The sequence below is a fragment of the Paramesorhizobium endophyticum genome, assembly GCF_014640615.1.
In the GTDB taxonomy this organism is placed as follows: domain Bacteria; phylum Pseudomonadota; class Alphaproteobacteria; order Rhizobiales; family Rhizobiaceae; genus Paramesorhizobium; species Paramesorhizobium endophyticum.
In genome coordinates, this window is the sequence record NZ_BMHH01000004.1 from 89,099 (window position 1) to 110,900 (window position 21,802).

Genomic DNA, 21,802 nt, shown 5'->3' on the forward strand with positions numbered 1-21,802 from the left:
ATACCTATCTCGCCATCGTTAAAACCAAAGGAGACGACGATGGCTCGAATGGATGACAAGGTGGCGTTGGTGGTCGGCGGAGCGAAGGGCATTGGCCTTGCCATTGCGGAACGGCTGGCCTCGGAGGGCGCGACGGTATTCCTCACCGGGCGTCGGGCCGATGAAGTCGAGGAGGCGGCTGCCAAAGTGGGGCATGGCGCACGCGGCCTCGTCGCCGATGCGAGCGTGCCTGATGATGTGGTGCGGGCGGTCGCAACCATCCGCGACCTGCATGGCCGCATCGATGCGCTGGCGCTCAATGCCGGGATTTCGGAACCGGCAGCGCTTGGCGACACGACGCCGGAGCATTTCGACCGGCATTTCTCGGTCAATGTCCGTGGCCCTGTGTTTGCCATGCAGGCGGCGCTTGGCACGTTGAGCGAGGGCGCATCCGTGGTGCTCGTCGGATCGATCGCGGGCATTATAGGGGTGCCGGAGCGCGGTGCCTATTCCGCCACCAAGGCAGCGCTCCGCTCCTACGCTCGCACCTGGACGGCGGAATTGAGCCCGCGCGGCATTCGCGTCAACGTCGTGAGCCCCGGCCCCACCGACACCGCGATGATGGCGGCCACCTCGGAGGAGTTCCGCAATGCGATCATCGCCCAGATCCCGCTCCGCCGCATGGCTCGCCCCGAGGAAATCGCGGCGGCGGCAGTGTTCCTGCTCAGCGGTGACGCCAGCTACATCGCGGGGACTGAACTATATGTCGACGGCGGCGTAGCTCAGATCTGAGCCGATCCCGCCGTCTCATACCGGGCGCGGGTGAAGCTGACAAAGCTGGCGATTGCCGCGCAGACACCGGCCAGGACGAGCGCGACAGACGGCGCGCTCGTCAACGGGCTGACCGTGAAGATGATCGACATGCAGATGGCGCCGAAGGTCTGGCCGAGCAAGCGCGCCGTTCCCTGCATCGCACCCGCGGCGCCGCTGCGGGCCTTCGGGGCAGAGAGAAGCAGGATGCGATTGTTCGGCGTCTGGAACAAACCGAAACCTGCGCCTGCGAGGACCGAGCCCACTAGAAAGGCGATGCCGCGCGGATCGGGCGGGCAGAGGCCGGCGATGAGAAGGCCGGAGGCGAACAGCGCCCCGCCTCCGGTACAGAGCCAGGCCGTCTTTACGCGGTCCGCAAGCCGCCCCGAGATCGGCGCGAGGATGGCAGTCGCTGCAGGCCAGGGTATCATATAGAGCCCGGTAAGGCCCGGCGTCATATGCAGCGTGTGCTGCAGATAGAATGGCAGGGCCACATAGCTCAGCATCTGGCCGGTGAAGCACGTGACCGACGCGATGACCGCAACGCGGAACGCAGGATCGGCCAAAAGATCCACCGGCACGATCGGGGTCGGGCTGCCGCGTTCGAGACGCAGCAATGCAAAGAGGCAGAAGGCCGAGCCGCCGATAAGGATGACGCCGCCAACGGGAGACTTGGCCATCAATTCCGCCCCGATGAGGAACAGGATGAACATCAGCGTATTGGCGATCAGGGCCTTGGCGTTCACCTGCCGGTGAATGCCCTGCACCGGGCCGAGAACCCGACCGCAGACGAGTACGATGATACCGAGGGGTATGTTGACGGCGAACAGCCATGGCCAGCTTGCCACCGACAGGATCGCGCCCGCAACAGCCGGGCCGGCGGCGGAGGAAATCGCCACCGTCATTGCATTGAAGCCGATAATGGCGCCAAGCATGTGCTGCGGCACGGCGAAGCGCAGGTTCATCACCGCCAAAGCCATGATGGCCCCCGCGCCAAGCCCTTGCACGAACCGCGCGGCCACCAGAATGGGCAGGCTCCAGGCAAAGGCGCAGGCTGCGGAAGCGACCGTGAACAAGGCCACACCGAGGAGGTAAACACGTCGGGGGCCGTGAATTTCCCCCAGAGCACCACATGGCAGAAGGGCGATGAGCACAGCCAACTGATAGCTCGACACGACCCAGACGGTGCGGCTGGGATCGGCTGCCAGCGAGGCGGCGATGGATGGCAGCGCGACATTGGCAATGGCGCCGTCGAGGACGACGAGCACCAGCGCCAAAAGCAGGAGGCCGACGGCGAAATAGCGCCGCGGAGCCGGAAGCCCGTCATGGGCCTGGCTTGCCACCGATGTTACGGACATGGGAAATCACCTTGTTCGATTATGTGTTTGCGCCATCGATATTCCCCGTCCGCAATGTGCACCAGACGCAAGGCTGGAAAACCACCGTTGCGCCAGACGCCATGCCTCGTTACAGGATAGGACATGCCGGATATCGACTTGAACCTGCTTGTGGCCTTGGATGCCCTGCTCAGCGAGCGGAGCGTATCGGCAGCTGCGCGCAAGCTGGGCTTGAGCACCTCCGCCATGAGCCGGACGCTGTCGCGGCTGAGGGCAGCGCTTGGCGACCCGATACTGGTACAGGCCGGGCGCGGCATGCGCGCCACCCCACACGCCGAAGCCATCGCCGATCAGGTTCACTCGCTGACAGCCGCAGCCCGGACCGTGTTGAGCCCGTCGCCCGCCATCGATATCCGTCAGGTGCAACGGGATTTCACCATCCGGGCAAATGATGCCTTCGTGCTGCTTCATGCCGCGCGGCTCAGCTTTATTGTCGCCAGCGCCGCCCCCGGCGTGCGGCTGTGCTTCGCGCCCAAGCCGGACAAGCAAATCCAGCCCCTGCGGGATGCGATGATCGATCTGGACATAGGGGTCATCCCGGGCAACGGAGCGGAGCTGCGCGGCCAGACGCTCTTTACCGACTCTTATGTCGGCGTTGCGCGGGCAGGGCATCCTCTACTGACGGAGAGGCCCGTCACTGCCGAGCGATACGCCGCCTGCAAACATGTCATTTCTTCAAGGCGCGGGCGTTTTCACGGCCCAGTCGACGAGGCGCTGGCGGCGGTGGGGCTGTCGCGGAAGGTGAGCCTGATGGTGCCGAGCTATCCGGCGGTCATCGCCGTTGCGGCGATGTCGGACCTCGTCGGGCTGGTGCCACGCTCCTGCCTGCCACTCGCAGCAGCGAGCAACACTGAAATCTTCAAACTGCCGGTCGCCACCCCCGGCTTCACCATCGCCCAGACATGGCATCCGCGCATGGACGCGGATCCCGTGCATCGGTGGCTGCGAGGCCTGATCTTCGATACGTTCAGAATGTGACCGGGCATCGGCACCGGACTGATATCGCCCGGCGCGAATTCAAGCCAATGGAACCGCCAAGCTGGCGGTTCCTGCGCTATATCCGCAATTGGAAGGATCGTTCCATCTTGGCGGATATATTCATAAGGGTGTGGCTCAGTCGCCGAAGAACAGCGGCCTATCCTCCGTGCCGTCCTTGATGCGGGTCGGCAGGCCGATATGGTTGAGGAGGTTGAGGAAGGGCCGGGGCGGCAGCTCCTCGACATTTGCCATCTTGCCGACATCCCATGCGCCCTCTGCGATGAGGATCGCGGCGGCGGCGGCGGGGACGCCTGCTGTATAGGAGATGGCCTGGCTGCCGACTTCGGCATAGGCTTCCTCGTGGTCGGCTACGTTATAGATGAAGATTTCGCGCTCCTTGCCGTCCTTGACGCCCTTCACCACATCGCCGATGCAGGTCTTGCCCTTGTAATCGGGCGCGAGCGAGGACGGGTCGGGCAGTACGGCTTTCACAACCTTGAGCGGGACGACTTCCTGACCCTCGGCGGTCTTGATCGGCTGCTCTGAGAGGAGGCCGAGATTCTTCAACACCGTGAAGACGGTGATGTAGCGCTCGCCGAAGCCCATCCAGAAGCGGACATCGGGCACGCCGAGATTCTGCGAAAGCGAATGGATCTCGTCATGGCCGGTCATGTAAGTAGTGCGCGTGCCGACGACGGGCAGATCCCAATCCTTGCGGATCTCGAACATCTTGTTGGAGGTCCACTCACTGTTCTGCCAGGACCAGACCTGGCCGGTGAACTCGCGGAAATTGATCTCCGGGTCGAAATTGGTCGCGAAATAGCGGCCATGGTCACCCGCATTCACATCGACGATGTCGATGGAATCGATGCGGTCGAAATATTCGTCCTTGGCAAGCCGCGCATAGGCATTCACCACGCCGGGGTCGAAGCCAGCGCCGAGAATGGCCGTCATGCCGGCCTTTTCGCAATCCGCCCGACGCTTCCACTCATAGTTCGCATACCAGGGCGGCGTTTCGCAAATCTTCAGCGGGTCCTCGTGGATGGCCGTGTCGATATAGGCCGCGCCGGTGGCAATGCAGGCGGAAAGCACAGGCATGTTGACGAAGGCTGAGCCCACATTGATGACGATCTCCACGCCCGTCTTCCCGATCAGCGCCTTGGTCGCTTCCACGTCCAATGCGTCGAGCGCATGCGCTTCGAGCCGGCCTTCCACCTTGAGGCTCTTCTTTTCCCTGACGGAATCGATGATCGCCTGGCACTTGTCGAGCGTGCGCGAGGCGATATGGATATCGCCAAGCACATCGTTGTTTTGGGCGCATTTATGAGCGACGACGTGGCCTACGCCACCAGCGCCGATGATAAGGACGTTCTTCTTCATTAGGCTGGTGCCTCCTTCTTTCTTCACATCACCAGGAAGAGCCTCAGGACAGGCTCGACAGATAATCCTCAAACGAGAATTCACGGACGACACGCAGGCTGCCGTCGAGCTTGCGCACGACAATCGACGGCATCTGCACGCCATTGAACCAGTTTTTCTTGACCATGGTGTAACCGGCGGCATCCTCGATGGAGATGCGGTCACCGGGCTTCAGCGCATGATCGAAGGGGAACTCGCCGAAGATATCGCCGGCGAGGCAGGACTTGCCGCAGATCATGTAGCGGCGGTCGCCTGTCGTGCGCGACATGCGGGCGCTTTCACGGTAGATCAGCAGGTCGAGCATGTGCGCCTCGACGGAGCTGTCGACAATGGCGATGTCCTTGCCGTTGAAAAGCGTGTCGAGCACGGTGACTTCCAGCGTCGTGCTCTTGGTGACGGCGGCTTCGCCGGGTTCGAGATAGACCTGCACGCCGTAACGCTCCGAAAAAGCCTTGAGCCGGTCGCAGAATGCGTCGAGCGGGTAGTTCTCGCCGGTGAAATGAATGCCGCCGCCAAGGCTGATCCAGTCCACCTTCGAGAACATCGAGCCGAATTTCTCCTCGATCTGGGTGAGCATCCGGTCGAACAGGCTGAAATCGGCGTTCTCGCAATTGTTGTGGATCATGAAACCGTTGACGCGGTCGAGGACGGCGGCGACCTTCTCGGCATCCCACTCGCCGAGGCGGCTGAAGGGCCGCGCCGGGTCGGCGAGGTCAAAGCTCGAAGAGCTGATGCCGGGGTTGAGCCGCAGCCCGCGGCTCAAATTTCCGGAACGGTCGACAAAGCGCTCGAGCTGGCTGATCGAGTTGAAGATGATCTTGTCGGCATTGGCCACGACGGCGTCGATCTCATGGTCGGCATAGGCGACGCTATAGGCGTGGGTTTCGCCGCCGAATTTCTCGCGTCCGAGCCTGACCTCATTCAGCGAGGAGGAGGTGGTGCCGTCCATATATTCGCGCATCAGGTCGAAGACGGACCATGTGGCGAAGCATTTGAGCGCCAGCAGCAGCTTGGCGCCGGAATGCTCGCGGACATGCTTGATCGCCTGGAGATTGCGCAGAAGCTTGCTCTTGTCGATGAGATAATAGGGGGTCTGGATCGTCTCCATAGGGGATTCCGTGAAACAGAATAACGATGGAGCCACGGTTGCCCGTAGCGGCGGATGAGGCTGAAATGGTCGATAATGCGGAAGGGAGCCGTCAGGCTCGTGCGGGGCGCGTTTAATATCCCGCAGCGGAGATCAGCGTTTTGGCGCTGTTCCCCCGGCATCTTTTTTCGGCGCGCAGAAGCTCGGCAATCGCATAGGCGATCACCGTGAAACCGATGCGTTCACTCCGGCGAACGGCATAAGGCACCTTCACGCACGCTTCGATGGCGCGCGGGATGAAAGGTTCTTCCGTTTGGGTGGCGTCCAGTTCGACTGAGCCCATCCCCAATTGGAAGAGGGCGTCGTGTGACATAGCGTCCTCCCCAACCAGCAGATGATGCCTGCACCAGGCAGGTGGCCTTATAGCATCCCCCGCCGGGAATTCAACCGGGCTGGGGCAAGTTCCTCCCTATTTGCCATCCGCTCAGCGCTTACGGAACGTGGAAGCATCGATCCGCAAGCGCTGCAGGCGGGCGTAAAGGCTGCGCCGGGGCAATTGAAGCTGTTCGGCGGCAAGGCCGACATCGCCGCGGCAGCGCTCCAGCGCGGCGCGGATCACGCCTTGCTCGAACCGGTCTAGCTGTTCGGAAAGAGACAGATGGTTCGGCTCGGCAGCAGGGTCGGGATTGAGGCCCAGCACGGTCTGCTTTGCGAAATTGCGCAACTCCCGCACATTGCCGGGCCAACCATGGGAGTTTAGGCGGGCCTCGATGCCCGCGTCGATAGACGGGCGCGGCTGGCCGAATTGCGAAGCCGCCTCCTTGAGGAAATAGGCGAAGAGCAAGCCGATGTCCTTGCGCCGCTCCCGCAGGGGCGGAATGCGCAGGCGCACGGTTTCGAGCCTGTAGAGAAGATCGGAGCGGAACCGTCCTTCCGCTACCGCGCTGTCCAGATTACCCTTTGCAGCGGCGATGATGCGCAGGTTGACGGCGCGCGGCTCGCCATCGGGGGAGGGCAATTCCCGCTCCTCCACCACGCGCAGCAGCTTGCCCTGCAAGGCGGGCGACATGCTGTTGATCTCGTCGAGAAACAGCGTGCCGCGATCCGCCTCGGCGATCCTGCCGCGCTTTACCCGGCTGCCGAACAGCACTTCGTCCGCCACGCTATCGGGCAGCGCCGCGCAATCGATGGCGATGAAGCTGCGCGAATGCCGCGCGCTCCAGCGGTGGAGGAGCCGGGCGGCAAGCTCCTTGCCGGTGCCGGTTTCGCCCTCGATCAGCACGTCCACATCGACGCTGGCCAATTGCCGGATCGTCTCGCGCAGCCGCAGCATGACCGGCGTTTCCCCTAGGAGGGGATAGTCATGCTCGGCCTCGGCAGCGGCCTGGCGCAGACGGCGGTTTTCCAGCACGAGGCGGCGCATTTCCAATGCCCGGCGTACGCTGGAAATCAGATGATCCGCCGAAAACGGCTTGGTGATGAAATCGAACGCGCCCTTTTTCAGCGCCGACACCGCCATGCCGATATCGCCATGGCCGGTGATGAGAATGACGGGCAGTTCCGGATCGCGCGCGAGCAGCGTTTCCATCACCGCATGGCCGTCAATTTTGGGCATACGGATATCGGTGACGACGATGCCCGGATAGTCGGGCGAGAGGCTGGCGAGCGCGGACTGGCCATCGCCATGAGGCTCGATGTCGATGCCGGCAATCTCGAACGAATCCGCCAACGCCGTGCGGAAAGCCGCGTCGTCATCGACCAGCATGACCCGCAGCGTCTCATTTTCCGCCATGATTTGCCTCCCGCTCTGCTCGTTTCACTGTGGCGGCAAAGGCCGCGCCGCCGAGCGGCGAGGGAACGATGGTCAGGCTTCCCTCCAGCTCCGTCATGATGTCGCGCGCGATGCCGAGCCCCAAACCCAGCCCCTCCGGCTTGCCTGTCACGAAGGGATTGAAAATCTCCTCCCCAAGCTCAGGGTCGATGCCGGGGCCGTTGTCGGCAACGATCAGGGACACATGATCGCCGGTCTCGCTGACGAGCAGCGCCACATGCGGGTCGGACCGGTCAGCCACCGCGTCGAGCGCATTCTGGAGGAGGTTGACCAGCACCTGCTCCAGCCGCACCCGGCTTGCCATGAGATGAAGGCCGGAAGGAGCGGGCAGGTCCAGCCGGACATTGGCGTTGCGGAAGCGGTCGCCCATGAGAAGCAGCGTGCCTTCGATCAGTTCGGATAGGGCGATTGACTTGATTTCGCCACGCCGTCGTCCCGCAAAGCGCCGCATTTCCTGCGTGATCGAGCCGATGCGTGCCGTCAACTCGACCGAAGCCGAGAGATTGGCGGCGACCTTGTCCAGCTTGCCTTTTTCCAGATGATGCCGGGCATTTTCCGAGAGGGTGCGGATCGTCGCGACCGGCTGGTTGATCTCATGCACCAGCCCCGCCGTGATCGAACCCAGCGATGCGAGCCGGTTCGCCTGCGCCAACTCCTCCCGCGCTTCGCGAAAGCGCTTGTCGGCGCGGGCGCGTTCGGCCATTTCCGCGTGGAGTTCCGCCGTGCGGCTTGCCACCGCCGCCTCCAGCGCGGCCCGGTCCGCCGTGGCGCGCGCCGCCCGGGTGATGCGCCAGTATAGCGCCGCCGTCAGGCAGGCGAGGAGCGCCATCGCCGCCACGGTGATGAGGCGTGCAAGATCGTTTGCGGTGCGAATGGCGGGCGCCGTCGCCGCTATATGGACTAACTTCAGCTCCGTTCCGGCAATCGGCTCGCTCACCGCCACGAATTGCCGGCCGTCCGGCCCGCGCATTTTGCCGCCGGGCTCGAAGGCATAATGGCTCGGCTCCAGATTGCCTGCGGTGAACTGTCCGCTCCCGATGATTTTCGTGCGCTCCGCCGCCGATATCGGCTGAAAGGACCGCAAATCCTCGGCCTTGTCCGTCGAAGCCAGAATGATCCCGCGCGGATCGATCACGAATGTTTGTCCCGGATCGTTCGACCAGCTCTGCACCAGCCGGTGAAACTCGAACTTTATGACCACGACGCCGACAGGATCGGCTTCATCCCCGATGCGCCGAGCGAGGAAAAGGCCGAACCGCCCGGTCACATCGCCAATTGCATAATACTCGGCCACGCCATGTCGCACCGCCGCCTGAAAATAGGGCCGGAAACTGTAGTTGCGCCCGACGAAGCTTTCCGGCGTACCGGCATTGGAGGAAGCAATCGCGGTGCCGTCGCGGGCGATGACGTAGATGATTGGCGAGCCGACCTGGCGGGCAAGGAGCTCAAGCTTGCCGTTCAATCTTTTGGTTGGGTCAGGCGAGCCGGCTGAAAGCACATCCTGAAGATCGCTATATTCCTTGAGCACCACCGGCAGGAGCCGGAACTTCGCCAGTTCGCTGTCGACCAGCCGCGTCTGCTGGCGCGCGATCAGAATCGTATCCTGGGTGAGGCGGGTAAGCGCATCGTTCTGCGTCCAGAGCTTCGCGGCCCACCAGACAGCCGAAGCCGACAGCAAGGCAATGAGGACCGCGAGGGCTTTGGCGGATTTTCCGGATAGCTGCATTTGTGCAAGATTATGCAATCAAGCGCACAAAGTCACGCAGCTTTTTGCATAAATGAAGCCGTCGCGGCATGGCTAAGATGACGAAACTTCATTGATTTCAATCGTTTAAATATCAAGCGCTTAAAATCTGGAGAAATTGTGTCCCACCCTCTAACGTCGCCCCTAACCATGAAAAATTCATCAGGGAGGGAGACGCATGGTTTCCATGGCACCCGAACAAACCGATGCGCAGGGCACCAATAACCGGCTCAAATCCATCATCGGCGGATCGACCGGCAATCTCGTCGAATGGTTCGACTGGTATGTATATGCGGCGTTCGCGCTTTACTTCGCCCCGCATTTCTTTCCGGCTGAGAGCCAGACGGCGCAGCTTTTGAGCGCCGCCGCCGTTTTCGCCGTCGGCTTCGTCATGCGCCCCATCGGCGCGTGGGTGATGGGCATCTATGCCGACCGCAAGGGCCGCAAGGCGGGTCTCGCGCTCTCGGTGACGCTGATGTGCGCCGGGTCGCTCATCATCGCTCTCACCCCCGACTACCAGACGATCGGTCTCGCCGCTCCGGCGCTTCTCATTGTCGCGCGCTTGATGCAGGGACTTTCGGTCGGTGGCGAATATGGCGCGAGCGCGACCTATCTCTCGGAGATGGCGGGCAAGAGCCGGCGCGGGTTCTACTCATCCTTCCAGTATGTCACGCTCATCTCGGGCCAGCTTCTGGCGATCATGCTGCTGATCCTTTTGCAATCGGTCATGGAGAAGTCCACGCTCGATGCGTGGGGCTGGCGCATTCCGTTCGCGGTCGGCGCGGTGCTGGCAGTGGTGGTTTTCTGGCTGCGCCGTGGCCTTGCCGAAACCGAGAGCTTCAAGAATGCGAAGAGCACAGGCGCGCCGAAATCCGGCTTCTGGACGCTCCTCAAATACCATCCGAAGGAAACCGCGCTGGTCATGCTCCTGACCGCCGGCGGCACGCTCGCCTTCTATGCCTATTCGATATACATGCAGAAATTCCTGGTCAACACGTCCGGCTTCAGCCGCGAGGTGGCGAGCCAGATCAACGCCGTGACGCTGTTCATCTTCATGTGCCTCCAGCCCGTTGCCGGCGCGCTCTCGGACAAGATCGGCCGCAAGCCGCTGATGATCGCCTTCGGCGCGGCAGGCGTCCTCTTCACCTATCCGATCTTCGCCACGCTCGAGCAGACGCGCGATGCGCTGACGGCGGGCCTCCTGGTAATGGCGGCGCTGATCATCGTCACCGGCTATACCTCGATCAACGCCGTGGTGAAGGCGGAGCTCTTTCCGGCGCATATCCGCGCGCTCGGCGTGGCGCTGCCCTATGCCCTCGCCAATACGCTCTTCGGGGGCACCGCCGAATATGTGGCGCTGAGCTTCAAGAATGGCGGCTGGGAACGGGGCTTTTACTGGTACGTCACCGTCATGATCGGCATCTCGCTCATCGTCTATCTGCGGATGCGCGACACCAGCAAGGACAGCCTCATCAAGGAAGACTGATAAAGGCGTCAAATCATGCAGACGGGGCTTTCGCCCCCGTCTGCAACAAGGCATATGCGGACAGGCGGATTTAAGTCCTCTCCGGTCTGCAGTAGATCGCCTGAACGAAACCCTCCGCATCCGGCTCCGGCAGGATCGTGAAACTGCAACGCCGGCAGCACGCAATGCTGGCGGCGTTGTCAGGCTCGATATGGGCCTCCAGAGCGGCATAGTCCCGGCCCGGCCCGGACAGGAACGCCGACAATACCGCCGCGCCGGTCCCCCGACCTCGAAGATCGGGACGCAGGGCAAAGTCGAGATAGCCGCGCACCGAATCCTCCCGGTCCACCTGCACCTGCGCAATGGTCCTGCCCGCCTCCAGCACCACCCAGCACCGCGCCGCTGCTCCCGCCGTCACATAGGCAAACCACTCATCGTCCGGAAAGGACAGGCGGCGCGACAATTCCGCATCCGCGAACCATGCGCGGAATTCGGGAAGGTCGTCGCTCTCAAAGGGTCGGAACGTGATTTGCATCGCGATTCTCCGGCATTTTCCGTTGTCGCTGCAAGATAACATGGGGCGGGTATTCGCATCATAATTTGTACGCGGGCACGGCCGCCTATCGCTGCGCTTGCCTCGTATTCCGGCGACAGCCGGTCACGTTCGTGCGAACCGGGGCGTGAACTTGATCTTCCGCAAAGAACGAGGATGCCAACTCGGTGAGGTTGGCGCCATGAACCTGGAGACGCCCCTGTCTTCAGGCACTTAGTGCGGAAAACGGACCATGAGCCATCATCAGCCAATGGACCGCGGCGGTCAGACCAATGCGCTCGCCATGAGCACCGTCGCCTTTACCGTCTGCTTCGCCGTCTGGACGATCTTTTCCATCATCGGCGTGCGAATCAAGGACGAGCTGGGCTTGAGCGAAACCCAGTTCGGGCTTCTCGTCGGCACTCCCATTCTCACGGGATCGCTGATCCGGATCCTGCTCGGCGTATGGGCCGACCAGTACGGCGGGCGGCCTGTCTATGTCGTCGTCATGTTGTCGGCGGCCGTCGCGACCTTTCTTCTCTCCTATGCGGATACCTATGCGCACCTGCTTCTCGCCGCGCTCGGCGTCGGCATTGCCGGCGGTTCGTTCTCGGTCGGCGTCGCCTATGTCTCGCGCTGGTACGACACGAAACGGCAGGGGACCGCGCTCGGCATCTTCGGCGCCGGCAATGTCGGGGCGGCGGTGACGAAGTTCTTCGCGCCTTTCGTGCTGGTCGCCTATGGCTGGCAGACCGTCGCGCAGGTCTGGGCCGCCGGGCTCGTCGTCATGGCGGTTCTCTTCTGGTTCACCACCAGCGACGATCCGGTGACGAGCGAGCGCCGCGCCAAGGGTGTGAAGCCAAGAAGCGTCTGGCTCGAACTGGAGCCGCTCAAGAAGCTGCAGGTCTGGCGCTTCGCCCTCTATTACTTCTTCGTCTTCGGCGCCTTTGTCGGTCTGTCGCTGTGGCTGCCGCGCTATCTCATCGGCGTCTACGGCCTCGACATCACCACGGCGGGCATGATCGCCGCCGCCTATTCGGTGCCGGCCTCTATCTTCCGCGCCTATGGCGGGGTGCTCTCCGACAAATATGGCGCAAGGCGGATCATGTACTGGACGTTCTTCGTCTGTGTCACAGTCACCTTCCTGCTCTCCTACCCACCGACCGACTATGTGGTGCGGGGCATTCACGGGCCGATCGCCTTCCATTTCGAAACAGGCGTTGTTCCCTTCATCGTGCTCATCTTCATCCTGGGCTTCTTCATGAGCCTGGGCAAGGCGGCGGTCTACAAGCACATCCCCGTCTATTATCCTGATAATGTCGGCGCGGTGGGCGGTCTCGTCGGCATGATCGGCGGCCTTGGCGGTTTCGTGCTGCCCATCGCCTTCGGCGTCCTCAACGATATCACCGGCATCTGGACGAGCTGTTTCATGCTGCTCTTCGTGCTTGTGGCCGTCGCGCTCGCCTGGATGCACCTCGCCATCCGCCGCATGGAGCGCGGGGCTGCTGAAAGCGAGCTGAGCAAGCTGCCCGAACTTCCTGAAATGCAGGAGGTGCATGGGCCGAAGCAGGTGGGCAAGCTCGGCGCCCATCTCATCGAGGATTGGCGGCCGGAAGACCCGGCCTTCTGGGAGAAGACCGGGCGCGGGATCGCGCGTCGCAATCTCTGGCTATCGATCCCATCGTTGCTTCTGTCCTTCGCGATCTGGATGGTGTGGTCCGTGGTGGTGGCGAAGCTGCCGGCGGTCGGGTTCACCTTTACCACCGACCAGTTGTTCTGGCTCGCGGCGCTGCCCGGCCTCTCGGGCGCGACCTTCCGGATCTTCTATTCTTTCATGGTGCCGGTCTTCGGCGGCAGGCTGTGGACGACGCTCGCCACCTGGTCGCTGATGCTGCCGGCGCTCGGCATCGGCTTTGCGGTGCAGAATCCGCAGACGCCCTACATGGTGTTCCTCGGCCTTGCCCTTCTGTGCGGCTTCGGCGGAGGCAATTTCGCCTCCTCCATGGCCAATATCTCCTTCTTCTTCCCGAAAGCGGAGAAGGGTAATGCGCTGGCGCTCAATGCGGGCCTCGGCAATCTCGGCGTCAGCGTGGCGCAGTTCATCATCCCCTTCGTCATCACCGCGGGCGTGTTCGGCTGGCTGGGCGGCGAGCCGCAGGCAACCGTCGAGGCGGGCTCGACGACGCGGATGTGGCTGCAGAATGCGGGCTTCATCTGGGTGCCGTTCATCGCTGCCTCCGCCTTCGCGGCATGGTTCGGCATGAACGATATCGCCTCGATGAAGGCTTCCTTCGCGGAGCAGGCGGTCATCTTCCGCCGTAAGCACAACTGGATCATGTGCTGGCTCTATACCGGCACCTTCGGCTCCTTCATCGGCTATTCGGCGGGCTTCCCGCTGCTCGCCAAGACCCTGTTCCCCGATGTGGACACGCTGAAGCTCGCCTTCCTCGGGCCTCTCGTCGGTGCGCTCTCGCGCTCGGCGACGGGCTGGATCTCCGACCGCTGGGGCGGCGGGCGCGTCACCTTCTGGGTGTTCGTGGCGATGATGGCCGGCGTGCTCGGGGTCATCTACTTCCTCGGCGTCAAGGATCAGCCCTATGCCTTCGCCGGCTTCTTCGCGAGCTTCATGCTGCTGTTCTTCGCTACCGGCGTTGGCAATGCGTCGACCTTCCAGATGATCCCCGCGATCATGCGGCAGGAGATTGCGCGGCTGGAGCCGGGCATGAGCCCGCCGGAGCGGCTGAAGCAGGCGGAGAAGGAATCCGCCGCCATCATCGGTTTCACCTCGGCCATTGCCGCCTATGGGGCCTTCTTCATCCCCAAGAGCTACGGCAGCTCCATCGCGCTCACCGGCGGCGCGGAGGCGGCGCTCTGGGGCTTCTTCGGCTTCTATGTGAGCTGCCTCGTCATCACCTGGGTTTTCTACACCCGTCGCGGCGGCCTGCTCCATGCGGTGGAGCGGATCCGTCAAACCCCTGCCGTCCGTGCGGCTGAATGAAAGGAGCAAAAAGTTGAGCCACTTTCTCGACCGCCTCACTTTTTTCCGTAAGAATGTGTCCGAGTTCTCCAATGGGCATGGCATCGTCACCCATGAGAACCGGGACTGGGAAGAGGGCTACCGCGCCCGCTGGCAGCACGACAAGATCGTGCGCTCGACCCATGGCGTGAACTGCACCGGCTCCTGCTCGTGGAAGGTCTATGTCAAGGGCGGGATCGTCACCTGGGAGACGCAGCAGACCGATTATCCGCGCACGCGTCCCGACCTGCCCAACCATGAGCCGCGCGGCTGCCCGCGCGGGGCGAGCTATTCCTGGTATCTCTATTCCGGTAACCGGGTGAAATATCCGCTGGTGCGCGGGCGGCTCCTGAAGCTGTGGCGCGAGGCGCGCAAGGAGAAGACGCCGGTCGCCGCATGGACGTCCATTGTCGAAGACCCGAAGAAGCGTGCCTCCTATACCTCCATTCGCGGTCATGGCGGCTTCGTGCGGGCGGAGTGGGACGAGGTCACCGAGATCATCGCCGCCGCCAACGCCTATACGGCGAAGCGTTACGGTCCCGACCGGGTGGTGGGTTTCTCGCCCATCCCGGCCATGTCGATGGTCTCCTATGCGGCTGGCACGCGCTATCTGTCGCTGCTGGGCGGCACCTGCCTTTCCTTCTACGACTGGTATTGCGATTTGCCGCCCTCAAGCCCGCAGACCTGGGGCGAGCAGACGGATGTGGCGGAGTCCGCCGACTGGTACAATGCCGGGTTCCTCATGCTTTGGGGCTCCAACGTGCCGCAGACGCGCACTCCGGACGCGCATTTCTACACGGAAGCGCGCTACAAGGGCACCAAGAGCGCCGTCGTCTCGCCCGACTATGCCGAGGCGACCAAGTTCGCCGATATCTGGCTGCAACCCAAGCAGGGCACCGATGCCGCGCTGGCGCTCGCCATGGGCCATGTCATCCTGAAGGAGTATCACCTTAACCGGCAGGTGCCTTATTTCGCGGACTATGTGCGCAAATATACCGACCTGCCGATGCTGGTGCGTCTCGTCGAGAAGGACGGGGCCTATGTGCCGGACAATTTCCTGCGCGCTTCCGATTTCGACGGCAGCCTTGGCGAGACCGAGAATGCGGACTGGAAGACCGTCGCCCTCGATGAGGCCTCAGGAGGGGCCGTCGCGCCGCTGGGAACGGCGGGCTTCCGCTGGGACAAGGAGAAAGGCCGCTGGAACCTTGAGGAAAAGGACGGCAAGGGCCGTGAAACCCGCCTGAAACTGAGCCAGATCGGCAAGGGAAGCGAAACCGCCGTGGTTGCTTTCCCCGATTTCGGCGGCCGCGCCACCGAACATTTCGTCAAGACGGAGCACGGAGAAATCCTCAACCGCAACGTCCCGGTGAGCCGCGTGAAGCTTAGAGATGGCGAGGCGCTGGTCGCCACCGTCTTTGATCTGCTCTGCGCCAATTACGGCGTCGATCGCGGGCTGGGCGGCGGAAATGTCGCGTCGTCCTATGACGAGGACGTGCCCTGCACCCCGGCCTGGGCGGAGAAGATCACCGGCGTGCCGCGCAATGCGATCATCACCGTGGCGCGCGAGTTCGCCACTAATGCCGAAAAGACCAATGGCCGCTCGATGGTGATCCTCGGCGCGGGACTCAACCATTGGTACCACATGGATATGAACTACCGCGGCATCATCAACATGCTGGTGCTTTGCGGCTGCATCGGCCAGTCGGGCGGCGGCTGGTCGCATTATGTCGGGCAGGAGAAGCTGCGGCCGCAGACCGGCTGGGCGCCGCTCGCATTCGCGCTCGACTGGGGCCGCCCACCCCGGCAGATGAACGGCACCTCGTTCTTTTATGCCCATACCGACCAATGGCGCTATGAAACGCTGTCGGTTAAGGAAATCCTCTCGCCCACCGCGCCCGAAGGCGACTGGTCCGGTAGCCTCATCGACTACAATGCCCGCGCCGAGCGCATGGGCTGGCTGCCATCCGCGCCGCAGATCAAGGCCAATCCGCTTTCCATCGCGGTAAAGGCCGAGGCCGCCGGGCTGGAGCCGAAGGATTATGTGGCGAAGGCGCTGAAGGCGGGCGAACTGGAGCTTGCCTGCCATGACCCCGACCACCCGGACAACTGGCCGCGCAATCTCTTCGTCTGGCGTTCGAACCTGCTCGGCTCCTCCGGCAAGGGGCATGAATATTTCCTCAAGCACCTGCTCGGCACCTATCATGGCGTGCTCGGCAAGGATCTGGGCGAGGAAGGCCTTGAAAAGCCGAAGGAAATCGCCTGGCATGACGATGCCCCCAAAGGAAAGCTCGACCTGCTGGTGACGCTGGACTTCCGCATGTCCACGACATCAGTTTATTCCGATATCGTGTTGCCCACCGCCACCTGGTACGAGAAGAACGATCTCAATACGTCGGACATGCACCCCTTCATCCATCCGCTGACGGCGGCGGTGGACCCGGTCTGGGGTTCGCGCACCGACTGGGACATTTATAAGGGCATCGCGAAGAAATTCTCCGAGATCGCCCCCGAAGTGCTGGGTGTTGAGAAGGATGTGGTGCTGACGCCCATCTTGCATGACAGCCCCGGCGAACTGGCGCAGCCCTTCGATGTGAAGGACTGGAAGCGCGGCGAGACGGAACCGGTTCCGGGCCTGACCATGCCGCAGGTCGCGGTGGTGGAGCGGGATTATCCCAACCTCTACAAGCGCTTCACCGCGCTCGGGCCGCTCATGGAAAAACTCGGCAATGGCGGCAAGGGCATTGCGTGGGAGACAGCGCACGAAGTCGAGCTCTTGAGGGCGCTCAACGGCGCCGTGCTCGATGACGGCCCCGCCAAGGGCCAGCCCAAAATCGAGACCGACATCGACGCGGCGGAAGTGATCCTGACGCTCGCGCCGGAGACCAATGGCGAGGTGGCGGTGCGCTCGTGGGAAGCGCTGTCGCAGCGCACGGGCCGCGACCACGCCCACCTCGCCTTGCCGAAGGAGGACGAGAAGATCCGCTTCCGCGATCTCGTCGCCCAGCCGCGCAAGATCATTTCCTCGCCGATCTGGTCAGGCCTCGAAAGTGAGCATGTCTGCTACAATGCCGGCTATACTAACGTGCATCAGCTTATCCCCTGGCGCACGCTGACCGGACGGCAGCAGTTCTATCAGGATCATCTGTGGATGCGCGCCTTCGGCGAGGGCTTCGTCACCTGGAAGCCGCCGGTCGATTTGAAGACCGTGGCGAGCACACTGAAGGACAATCACGATGGCAGCCCGCATGTGGTGCTGAACTTCATCACGCCGCACCAGAAATGGGGCATCCACTCCACCTATTCGGACAATCTCCTGATGCTGACGCTCAATCGTGGCGGCCCGGTGGCGTGGATTTCGGAAGAGGACGCGAGGAAGGCAGCTATTCAGGACAATGACTGGATCGAGGTCTTCAACCGCAACGGCGTGCTGACCGCGCGCGCCGTGGTTTCGCAGCGCGTCAATCCCGGCATGTGCATGATGTACCACGCGCAGGAGAAGATCGTGAACACTCCCGGCACGGCCATCACCGGCCAGCGCGGCGGCATTCACAACTCCGTCACCCGCGCGGTGCTGAAGCCCACCCACATGATCGGCGGCTATGTCCACCAGGCCTACGGCTTCAACTATTACGGCACCGTCGGCTCCAACCGGGATGAATTCGTGATCGTGCGCAAGATGGTGGGCGCGGTCGATTGGATGGAAGAAAAATTGGAGGCCGCAGAATGACCATTCGCGCCCAGATCGGCATGGTGCTGAACCTCGACAAATGCATCGGCTGCCACACCTGCTCCGTCACCTGCAAGAATGTCTGGACGAACCGCGAGGGCGTGGAATACGCTTGGTTCAACAATGTCGAGACCAAGCCCGGCATTGGCTATCCCAAGGAATGGGAGAACCAGAAGCGCTGGAAAGGCGGCTGGAAGCGGCGCAAGGACGGCAAGATCGAGCCGCGCATCGGCGCGAAATGGCGGGTGCTCGCCAATATCTTCGCCAATCCCGACCTGCCGGAGATCGACGACTATTACGAGCCCTTCACCTTCGATTACGAGCATTTGCAAAACGCGCCGCTCTCCAAGGCTTTCCCGACCGCGCGCCCGCGCTCGGCGATAACAGGCGAGCGGATGGAGAAAATCGAATGGGGGCCGAACTGGGAGGAAATCCTCGGCGGCGAGTTCGCTAAGCGCTCGAAGGACCAGAATTTCGAGGGCCTAGAGAAGGAAATCTACGGGCAGTTCGAAAACACCTTCATGATGTATCTGCCCCGGCTGTGCGAGCATTGCCTCAACCCGGCCTGCGTCGCCTCCTGCCCGTCCGGCGCCATCTACAAGCGGGAGGAAGACGGCATCGTCCTCATCGATCAGGACAAGTGCCGCGGCTGGCGCATGTGCATCTCCGGCTGCCCCTACAAGAAAATCTATTACAACTGGTCATCGGGCAAATCGGAGAAATGCACCTTCTGCTTTCCGCGCATCGAGGCGGGCATGCCGACCGTCTGCTCGGAAACCTGCGTCGGGCGCATCCGCTATCTGGGCGTGATGCTCTATGATTCCGATGCTATCGAGAAGGCGGCGAGCGCGGCGGATGAGAAGGACCTCTATCAGGCCCAGCTCGACCTGTTCATCGACCCCAACGACCCCGCCGTCATCGCCCGAGCCCGCGCCGATGGCGTGCCGGATGCCTGGCTGGAAGCGGCGAAGCATTCGCCCGTCTACAAGATGGCGATGGAATGGAAGGTGGCCTTCCCGCTCCATCCCGAATACCGCACGCTGCCCATGGTCTGGTACGTGCCGCCGCTCTCGCCGATCCAGTCTGCGGCGGAAGCGGGCAAGATGGGCATCGACGGCGGCATGCCCGATGTGCGCTCGCTGCGCATCCCGGTGAAATATCTCGCCAACCTGCTCACCGCGGGCGATGTGGAGCCTGTCGTGAAGGGCCTCGAAACCATGCTCGCCATGCGCACCTATATGCGGGCGAAGACGGTGGACGGGGTGACCGATGAGGCCATCGCCGGCAAGGTCGGCCTTTCCGGGCGGCAGATCGAGGAGATGTACCGCATCATGGCCATCGCCAATTACGAGGACCGCTTTGTCATCCCGTCCTCGCACCGCGAGCAGATCGAGGATGCCTATGATCTGCGCGGCTCCTGCGGCTTCTCCTTCGGCAATGGCTGCTCCGGCGGCGACAGCACGGCGAGCCTGTTCGGCGGTGGCAAGAAGCACAATGCCAGAAATCCGATGGAGATTGCCCGATGAAAAGCTTCAAGGCGCTCTCCGCGCTCATCTCCTATCCGAAGCCGGATCTCATCGCGGCGCTGCCCGATATCCGCGCCGTGCTCCATGAAGAAGGACTGCTGGCTGAGGCGCAGCTCGCCGGTCTCGACCACTTCCTCGACTGGATGGCAAAGGCCGATGGCTACGAACTCGAGGAAAGCTATGTCCACCTGTTCGACAGATCGCGGGCGTTGTCGCTCAACCTGTTCGAACATATCCATGGCGAATCCCGCGACCGGGGTCAGGCGATGGTGGACCTGAAGGCGCTTTACGAGCGTCAAGGGTTGCATATGGGGCAGGGGGAATTGCCCGATTATTTGCCTCTCTTCCTCGAATTCCTGTCCCTCTTGCCGCCGGACGAGGCCCGCGCGCATTTGCGCAACGCGGCGCATATCGTGGCGTCGCTTCATGGACGGCTCGTCAAGCGCGAAACGCCCTATGCGACCCCCTTCGCGGCCATCGCCGAACTGGCGGGGGAGAGTGCGCAAGACGCAGCAATCATGGATGACGACGGCATCGAGCCGGACGATCTGGCAAGCCTCGACGCCGCATGGGAAGAGGCGGTCGTCACCTTCGGTCCCGGCGAGGCGCTCGACGGCTGTTCGAGCGACCGGCTGAAAACCCGCCTGCGTGCCGCGCAACGCGTGCCAAGCGTCACGGCCTGAAGCTCAGGAGACAGCAAATGTTCGCTTACACAAATAATCTCGTCTTCGGCCTTTACCCCTATCTGTGCCTGACGGTGTTCCTCGTCGGCAGCCTCATCCGCTTCGACCGCGAGCAATATTCCTGGAAGAGCTATTCCAGCCAGCTTCTGCGGCGAAAGCAGCTGATGTGGGGTTCGAACCTGTTCCATGTCGGCATTCTCGTCATCCTGATCGGCCATATGGGCGGCCTGCTCACACCGATCTGGGTCTGGGATTTCCTCGGCGTGCCGCATGGGGCGAAGCAATTGCTCGCCATGGTCGCGGGCGGCATCGCCGGCGTCGCCTGCTTCATCGGGTTGACACTCCTCCTGCATCGCCGGCTGTTCGACCCCCGCATCCGCAAGACGTCGAACCCCAGCGACATCGCCGTGCTGATCATCCTCTATGTCCAGCTCATTCTCGGCCTTTCGACCATCTTCGTCTCCGCGCATCATCTCGACGGTGAGGAGATGGTGAAGTTCATGAACTGGGCGCAGGGCATCGTCACCTTCCAGCCGAACGCGGCGAACTATATCGCCGATGTGAGCCCCATCTTCCGGGCGCATATCTTCCTGGGGCTGACGATTTTCCTCATCTTCCCGTTCACGCGGCTGGTGCATGTGTGGAGCGCCCCGGTCTGGTATCTCGGACGGCGCGGCTACCAGATCGTGCGTACGAAACGGTCTCCGGCGGAGCAGGCATGATGGCGTCGATCCGCATAGACCGCCGCGCCCATGCCGCACCGGTTAAGCGGACGCATGTTCCGCTTTCCGTGGAACCCTTGACCAGCCCACCGATGGTGACGGTAAATGGCGTCACCATCGCGCAGGAGGCGATTGCCCGCGAGATGCAGAACCATCCGGCGGACGATCCGACAATCGCGTGGGCGGACGCGGCCCGCGCGCTGGCGGTTCGGGAGCTTCTGCTGCAGGAAGCCCGGCGGCTCGATGTGATGGCGACGCCTGAAGAGAGGGAAGGGCGGAGCGAAACGGAGGAAGAAGCGCTCATCCGGGGGCTGCTTGAGCGGGAACTTGCCGTTCCGCAGGCGGACGAGGCCTCGTGCCGGCGCTATTTCGAGAAGAATCGCCCTCGCTTCAAAAGCCCCGATCTCTTCGAGGCGGCGCATATCCTCTTCTCCGCAGACCGGCAGGACGAGGCGGCTTTCGCCAAGGCGCTCCGCTCAGCGCAGGCGGCGCTTGAGATGCTGGCCTTGCATCCCGAACGTTTCGCAGATCTCGCCCGTGAGTTCTCGGCCTGTTCGTCGTCGGGAAATGGCGGCCATCTCGGCCAGTTCACGCGCGCTCAGGTGTCGCCGGAATTCGCCTCGGCGCTCGACGGGCTGACGCCGGGTGAAATCGCTCCCGAGCCGGTCGAGACGCGCTATGGCGTCCATATCATCCGGCTCGACCGCCGCATTGGAGGCGATGATCTGCCTTTCGAGGCCGTACGCGAGCGGATCGCCGCTTTTCTTGTCCAGTCCGTCTGGCATCGCGCGGCGGCGCAGTATATCTCTCTGCTGGCGGGAAGGGCGATGATATCAGGCATCGATTTGAACAGCGCCGGGACGCCGCTCGTGCAGTAAGGCTTGAT

General features: G+C 62.8%; 16 protein-coding genes. 9 read left to right on the forward strand and 7 right to left on the reverse strand.

Going from position 1 to position 21,802, the window contains the following annotated elements:
* Positions 1–39 precede the first annotated feature (39 nt).
* Positions 40–771, forward strand: coding sequence for an SDR family NAD(P)-dependent oxidoreductase (locus IEX53_RS06470; protein ID WP_188822621.1), 732 nt, complete (start codon positions 40–42; stop codon positions 769–771).
* Here the strand turns inward: IEX53_RS06470 and IEX53_RS06475 are convergent.
* On the reverse strand, positions 762–2,147 hold the full coding sequence (locus IEX53_RS06475; protein ID WP_188822623.1) for an MFS transporter: 1,386 nt from the start codon (positions 2,145–2,147) through the stop codon (positions 762–764). The two genes, IEX53_RS06470 and IEX53_RS06475, sit on opposite strands and share 10 nt — an antisense overlap.
* Before the next feature lie 123 nt (positions 2,148–2,270).
* Here IEX53_RS06475 and IEX53_RS06480 point away from each other — a divergent pair, with 123 nt between their 5' ends.
* The gene (locus IEX53_RS06480; protein ID WP_188822625.1) at positions 2,271–3,164 is read left to right on the forward strand and encodes a LysR family transcriptional regulator; all 894 of its coding nucleotides are present in this window, start codon (positions 2,271–2,273) and stop codon (positions 3,162–3,164) included.
* Positions 3,165–3,299: 135 nt separating this feature from the next.
* On the opposite strand, the gene IEX53_RS06485 is transcribed toward IEX53_RS06480, so the two are convergent.
* The 5 genes from IEX53_RS06485 to IEX53_RS06505 form a co-directional block, all read right to left on the reverse strand.
* Positions 3,300–4,544, reverse strand: coding sequence for a saccharopine dehydrogenase family protein (locus IEX53_RS06485; RefSeq protein WP_188822626.1), 1,245 nt, complete (start codon positions 4,542–4,544; stop codon positions 3,300–3,302).
* Between the two features lie 43 nt (positions 4,545–4,587).
* Positions 4,588–5,691, reverse strand: a complete 1,104-nt coding sequence (gene nspC / locus IEX53_RS06490) for a carboxynorspermidine decarboxylase (protein WP_188822628.1) — start codon at positions 5,689–5,691, stop codon at positions 4,588–4,590.
* A gap of 112 nt (positions 5,692–5,803) precedes the next feature.
* A complete protein-coding gene (locus IEX53_RS06495; protein WP_188822630.1) occupies positions 5,804–6,043 on the reverse strand; it encodes a hypothetical protein in 240 nt (79 codons plus the stop codon).
* A gap of 111 nt (positions 6,044–6,154) precedes the next feature.
* Complete coding sequence (locus tag IEX53_RS06500) at positions 6,155–7,462, reverse strand: sigma-54-dependent transcriptional regulator (protein ID WP_188822631.1); 1,308 nt, start codon at positions 7,460–7,462, stop codon at positions 6,155–6,157.
* Positions 7,449–9,227 carry a sensor histidine kinase gene (locus tag IEX53_RS06505; protein WP_188822633.1) on the reverse strand — a complete coding sequence of 593 codons (1,779 nt, stop codon included), beginning with the start codon at positions 9,225–9,227 and terminating at the stop codon, positions 7,449–7,451. Before IEX53_RS06505 ends, IEX53_RS06500 begins: the two co-directional genes overlap by 14 nt.
* A gap of 205 nt (positions 9,228–9,432) precedes the next feature.
* Between IEX53_RS06505 and IEX53_RS06510 the strand changes: the two genes are divergently transcribed.
* Positions 9,433–10,731, forward strand: coding sequence for an MFS transporter (locus tag IEX53_RS06510; protein ID WP_373288591.1), 1,299 nt, complete (start codon positions 9,433–9,435; stop codon positions 10,729–10,731).
* 70 nt (positions 10,732–10,801) lie between these two features.
* Here the strand turns inward: IEX53_RS06510 and IEX53_RS06515 are convergent, their stop codons facing one another.
* Entirely contained in the window at positions 10,802–11,245 is a 444-nt protein-coding gene (locus IEX53_RS06515; RefSeq protein WP_188822637.1) for a GNAT family N-acetyltransferase, read from the reverse strand.
* Positions 11,246–11,495: 250 nt separating this feature from the next.
* On the opposite strand from IEX53_RS06515, the gene IEX53_RS06520 reads away from it, so the two are divergent.
* From IEX53_RS06520 to IEX53_RS06545, 6 genes are all read left to right on the forward strand, one after another.
* Positions 11,496–14,240, forward strand: coding sequence for a nitrate/nitrite transporter (locus IEX53_RS06520; RefSeq protein ID WP_308429131.1), 2,745 nt, complete (start codon positions 11,496–11,498; stop codon positions 14,238–14,240).
* Between the two features lie 13 nt (positions 14,241–14,253).
* Positions 14,254–17,985, forward strand: coding sequence for a nitrate reductase subunit alpha (locus IEX53_RS06525; protein WP_188822639.1), 3,732 nt, complete (start codon positions 14,254–14,256; stop codon positions 17,983–17,985).
* A complete protein-coding gene (gene narH, locus IEX53_RS06530) occupies positions 17,982–19,511 on the forward strand; it encodes a nitrate reductase subunit beta (RefSeq protein ID WP_188822641.1) in 1,530 nt (509 codons plus the stop codon). Before IEX53_RS06525 ends, narH begins: the two co-directional genes overlap by 4 nt.
* Complete coding sequence (gene narJ / locus IEX53_RS06535; protein WP_188822643.1) at positions 19,508–20,194, forward strand: nitrate reductase molybdenum cofactor assembly chaperone; 687 nt, start codon at positions 19,508–19,510, stop codon at positions 20,192–20,194. The genes narH and narJ overlap by 4 nt, the downstream gene beginning before the upstream one ends.
* 17 nt (positions 20,195–20,211) lie before the next feature.
* Complete coding sequence (narI, locus tag IEX53_RS06540) at positions 20,212–20,916, forward strand: respiratory nitrate reductase subunit gamma (protein WP_188822645.1); 705 nt, start codon at positions 20,212–20,214, stop codon at positions 20,914–20,916.
* A gap of 92 nt (positions 20,917–21,008) precedes the next feature.
* A complete protein-coding gene (locus IEX53_RS06545) occupies positions 21,009–21,794 on the forward strand; it encodes a peptidylprolyl isomerase (RefSeq protein ID WP_236016079.1) in 786 nt (261 codons plus the stop codon).
* Positions 21,795–21,802 lie beyond the last annotated feature (8 nt).

Coding starts and splice junctions, on each gene's coding strand:
- IEX53_RS06470 (WP_188822621.1), top strand. CDS start 40: ATGGCTCGAATGGATGACAAGGTGGCGTTGGTGGTCGGCGGAGCGAAG.
- IEX53_RS06475 (WP_188822623.1), bottom strand. CDS start 2,147: ATGTCCGTAACATCGGTGGCAAGCCAGGCCCATGACGGGCTTCCGGCT.
- IEX53_RS06480 (WP_188822625.1), top strand. CDS start 2,271: ATGCCGGATATCGACTTGAACCTGCTTGTGGCCTTGGATGCCCTGCTC.
- IEX53_RS06485 (WP_188822626.1), bottom strand. CDS start 4,544: ATGAAGAAGAACGTCCTTATCATCGGCGCTGGTGGCGTAGGCCACGTC.
- nspC (WP_188822628.1), bottom strand. CDS start 5,691: ATGGAGACGATCCAGACCCCCTATTATCTCATCGACAAGAGCAAGCTT.
- IEX53_RS06495 (WP_188822630.1), bottom strand. CDS start 6,043: ATGTCACACGACGCCCTCTTCCAATTGGGGATGGGCTCAGTCGAACTG.
- IEX53_RS06500 (WP_188822631.1), bottom strand. CDS start 7,462: ATGGCGGAAAATGAGACGCTGCGGGTCATGCTGGTCGATGACGACGCG.
- IEX53_RS06505 (WP_188822633.1), bottom strand. CDS start 9,227: ATGCAGCTATCCGGAAAATCCGCCAAAGCCCTCGCGGTCCTCATTGCC.
- IEX53_RS06510 (WP_373288591.1), top strand. CDS start 9,433: ATGGCACCCGAACAAACCGATGCGCAGGGCACCAATAACCGGCTCAAA.
- IEX53_RS06515 (WP_188822637.1), bottom strand. CDS start 11,245: ATGCAAATCACGTTCCGACCCTTTGAGAGCGACGACCTTCCCGAATTC.
- IEX53_RS06520 (WP_308429131.1), top strand. CDS start 11,496: ATGAGCCATCATCAGCCAATGGACCGCGGCGGTCAGACCAATGCGCTC.
- narH (WP_188822641.1), top strand. CDS start 17,982: ATGACCATTCGCGCCCAGATCGGCATGGTGCTGAACCTCGACAAATGC.
- narJ (WP_188822643.1), top strand. CDS start 19,508: ATGAAAAGCTTCAAGGCGCTCTCCGCGCTCATCTCCTATCCGAAGCCG.
- narI (WP_188822645.1), top strand. CDS start 20,212: ATGTTCGCTTACACAAATAATCTCGTCTTCGGCCTTTACCCCTATCTG.
- IEX53_RS06545 (WP_236016079.1), top strand. CDS start 21,009: ATGGTGACGGTAAATGGCGTCACCATCGCGCAGGAGGCGATTGCCCGC.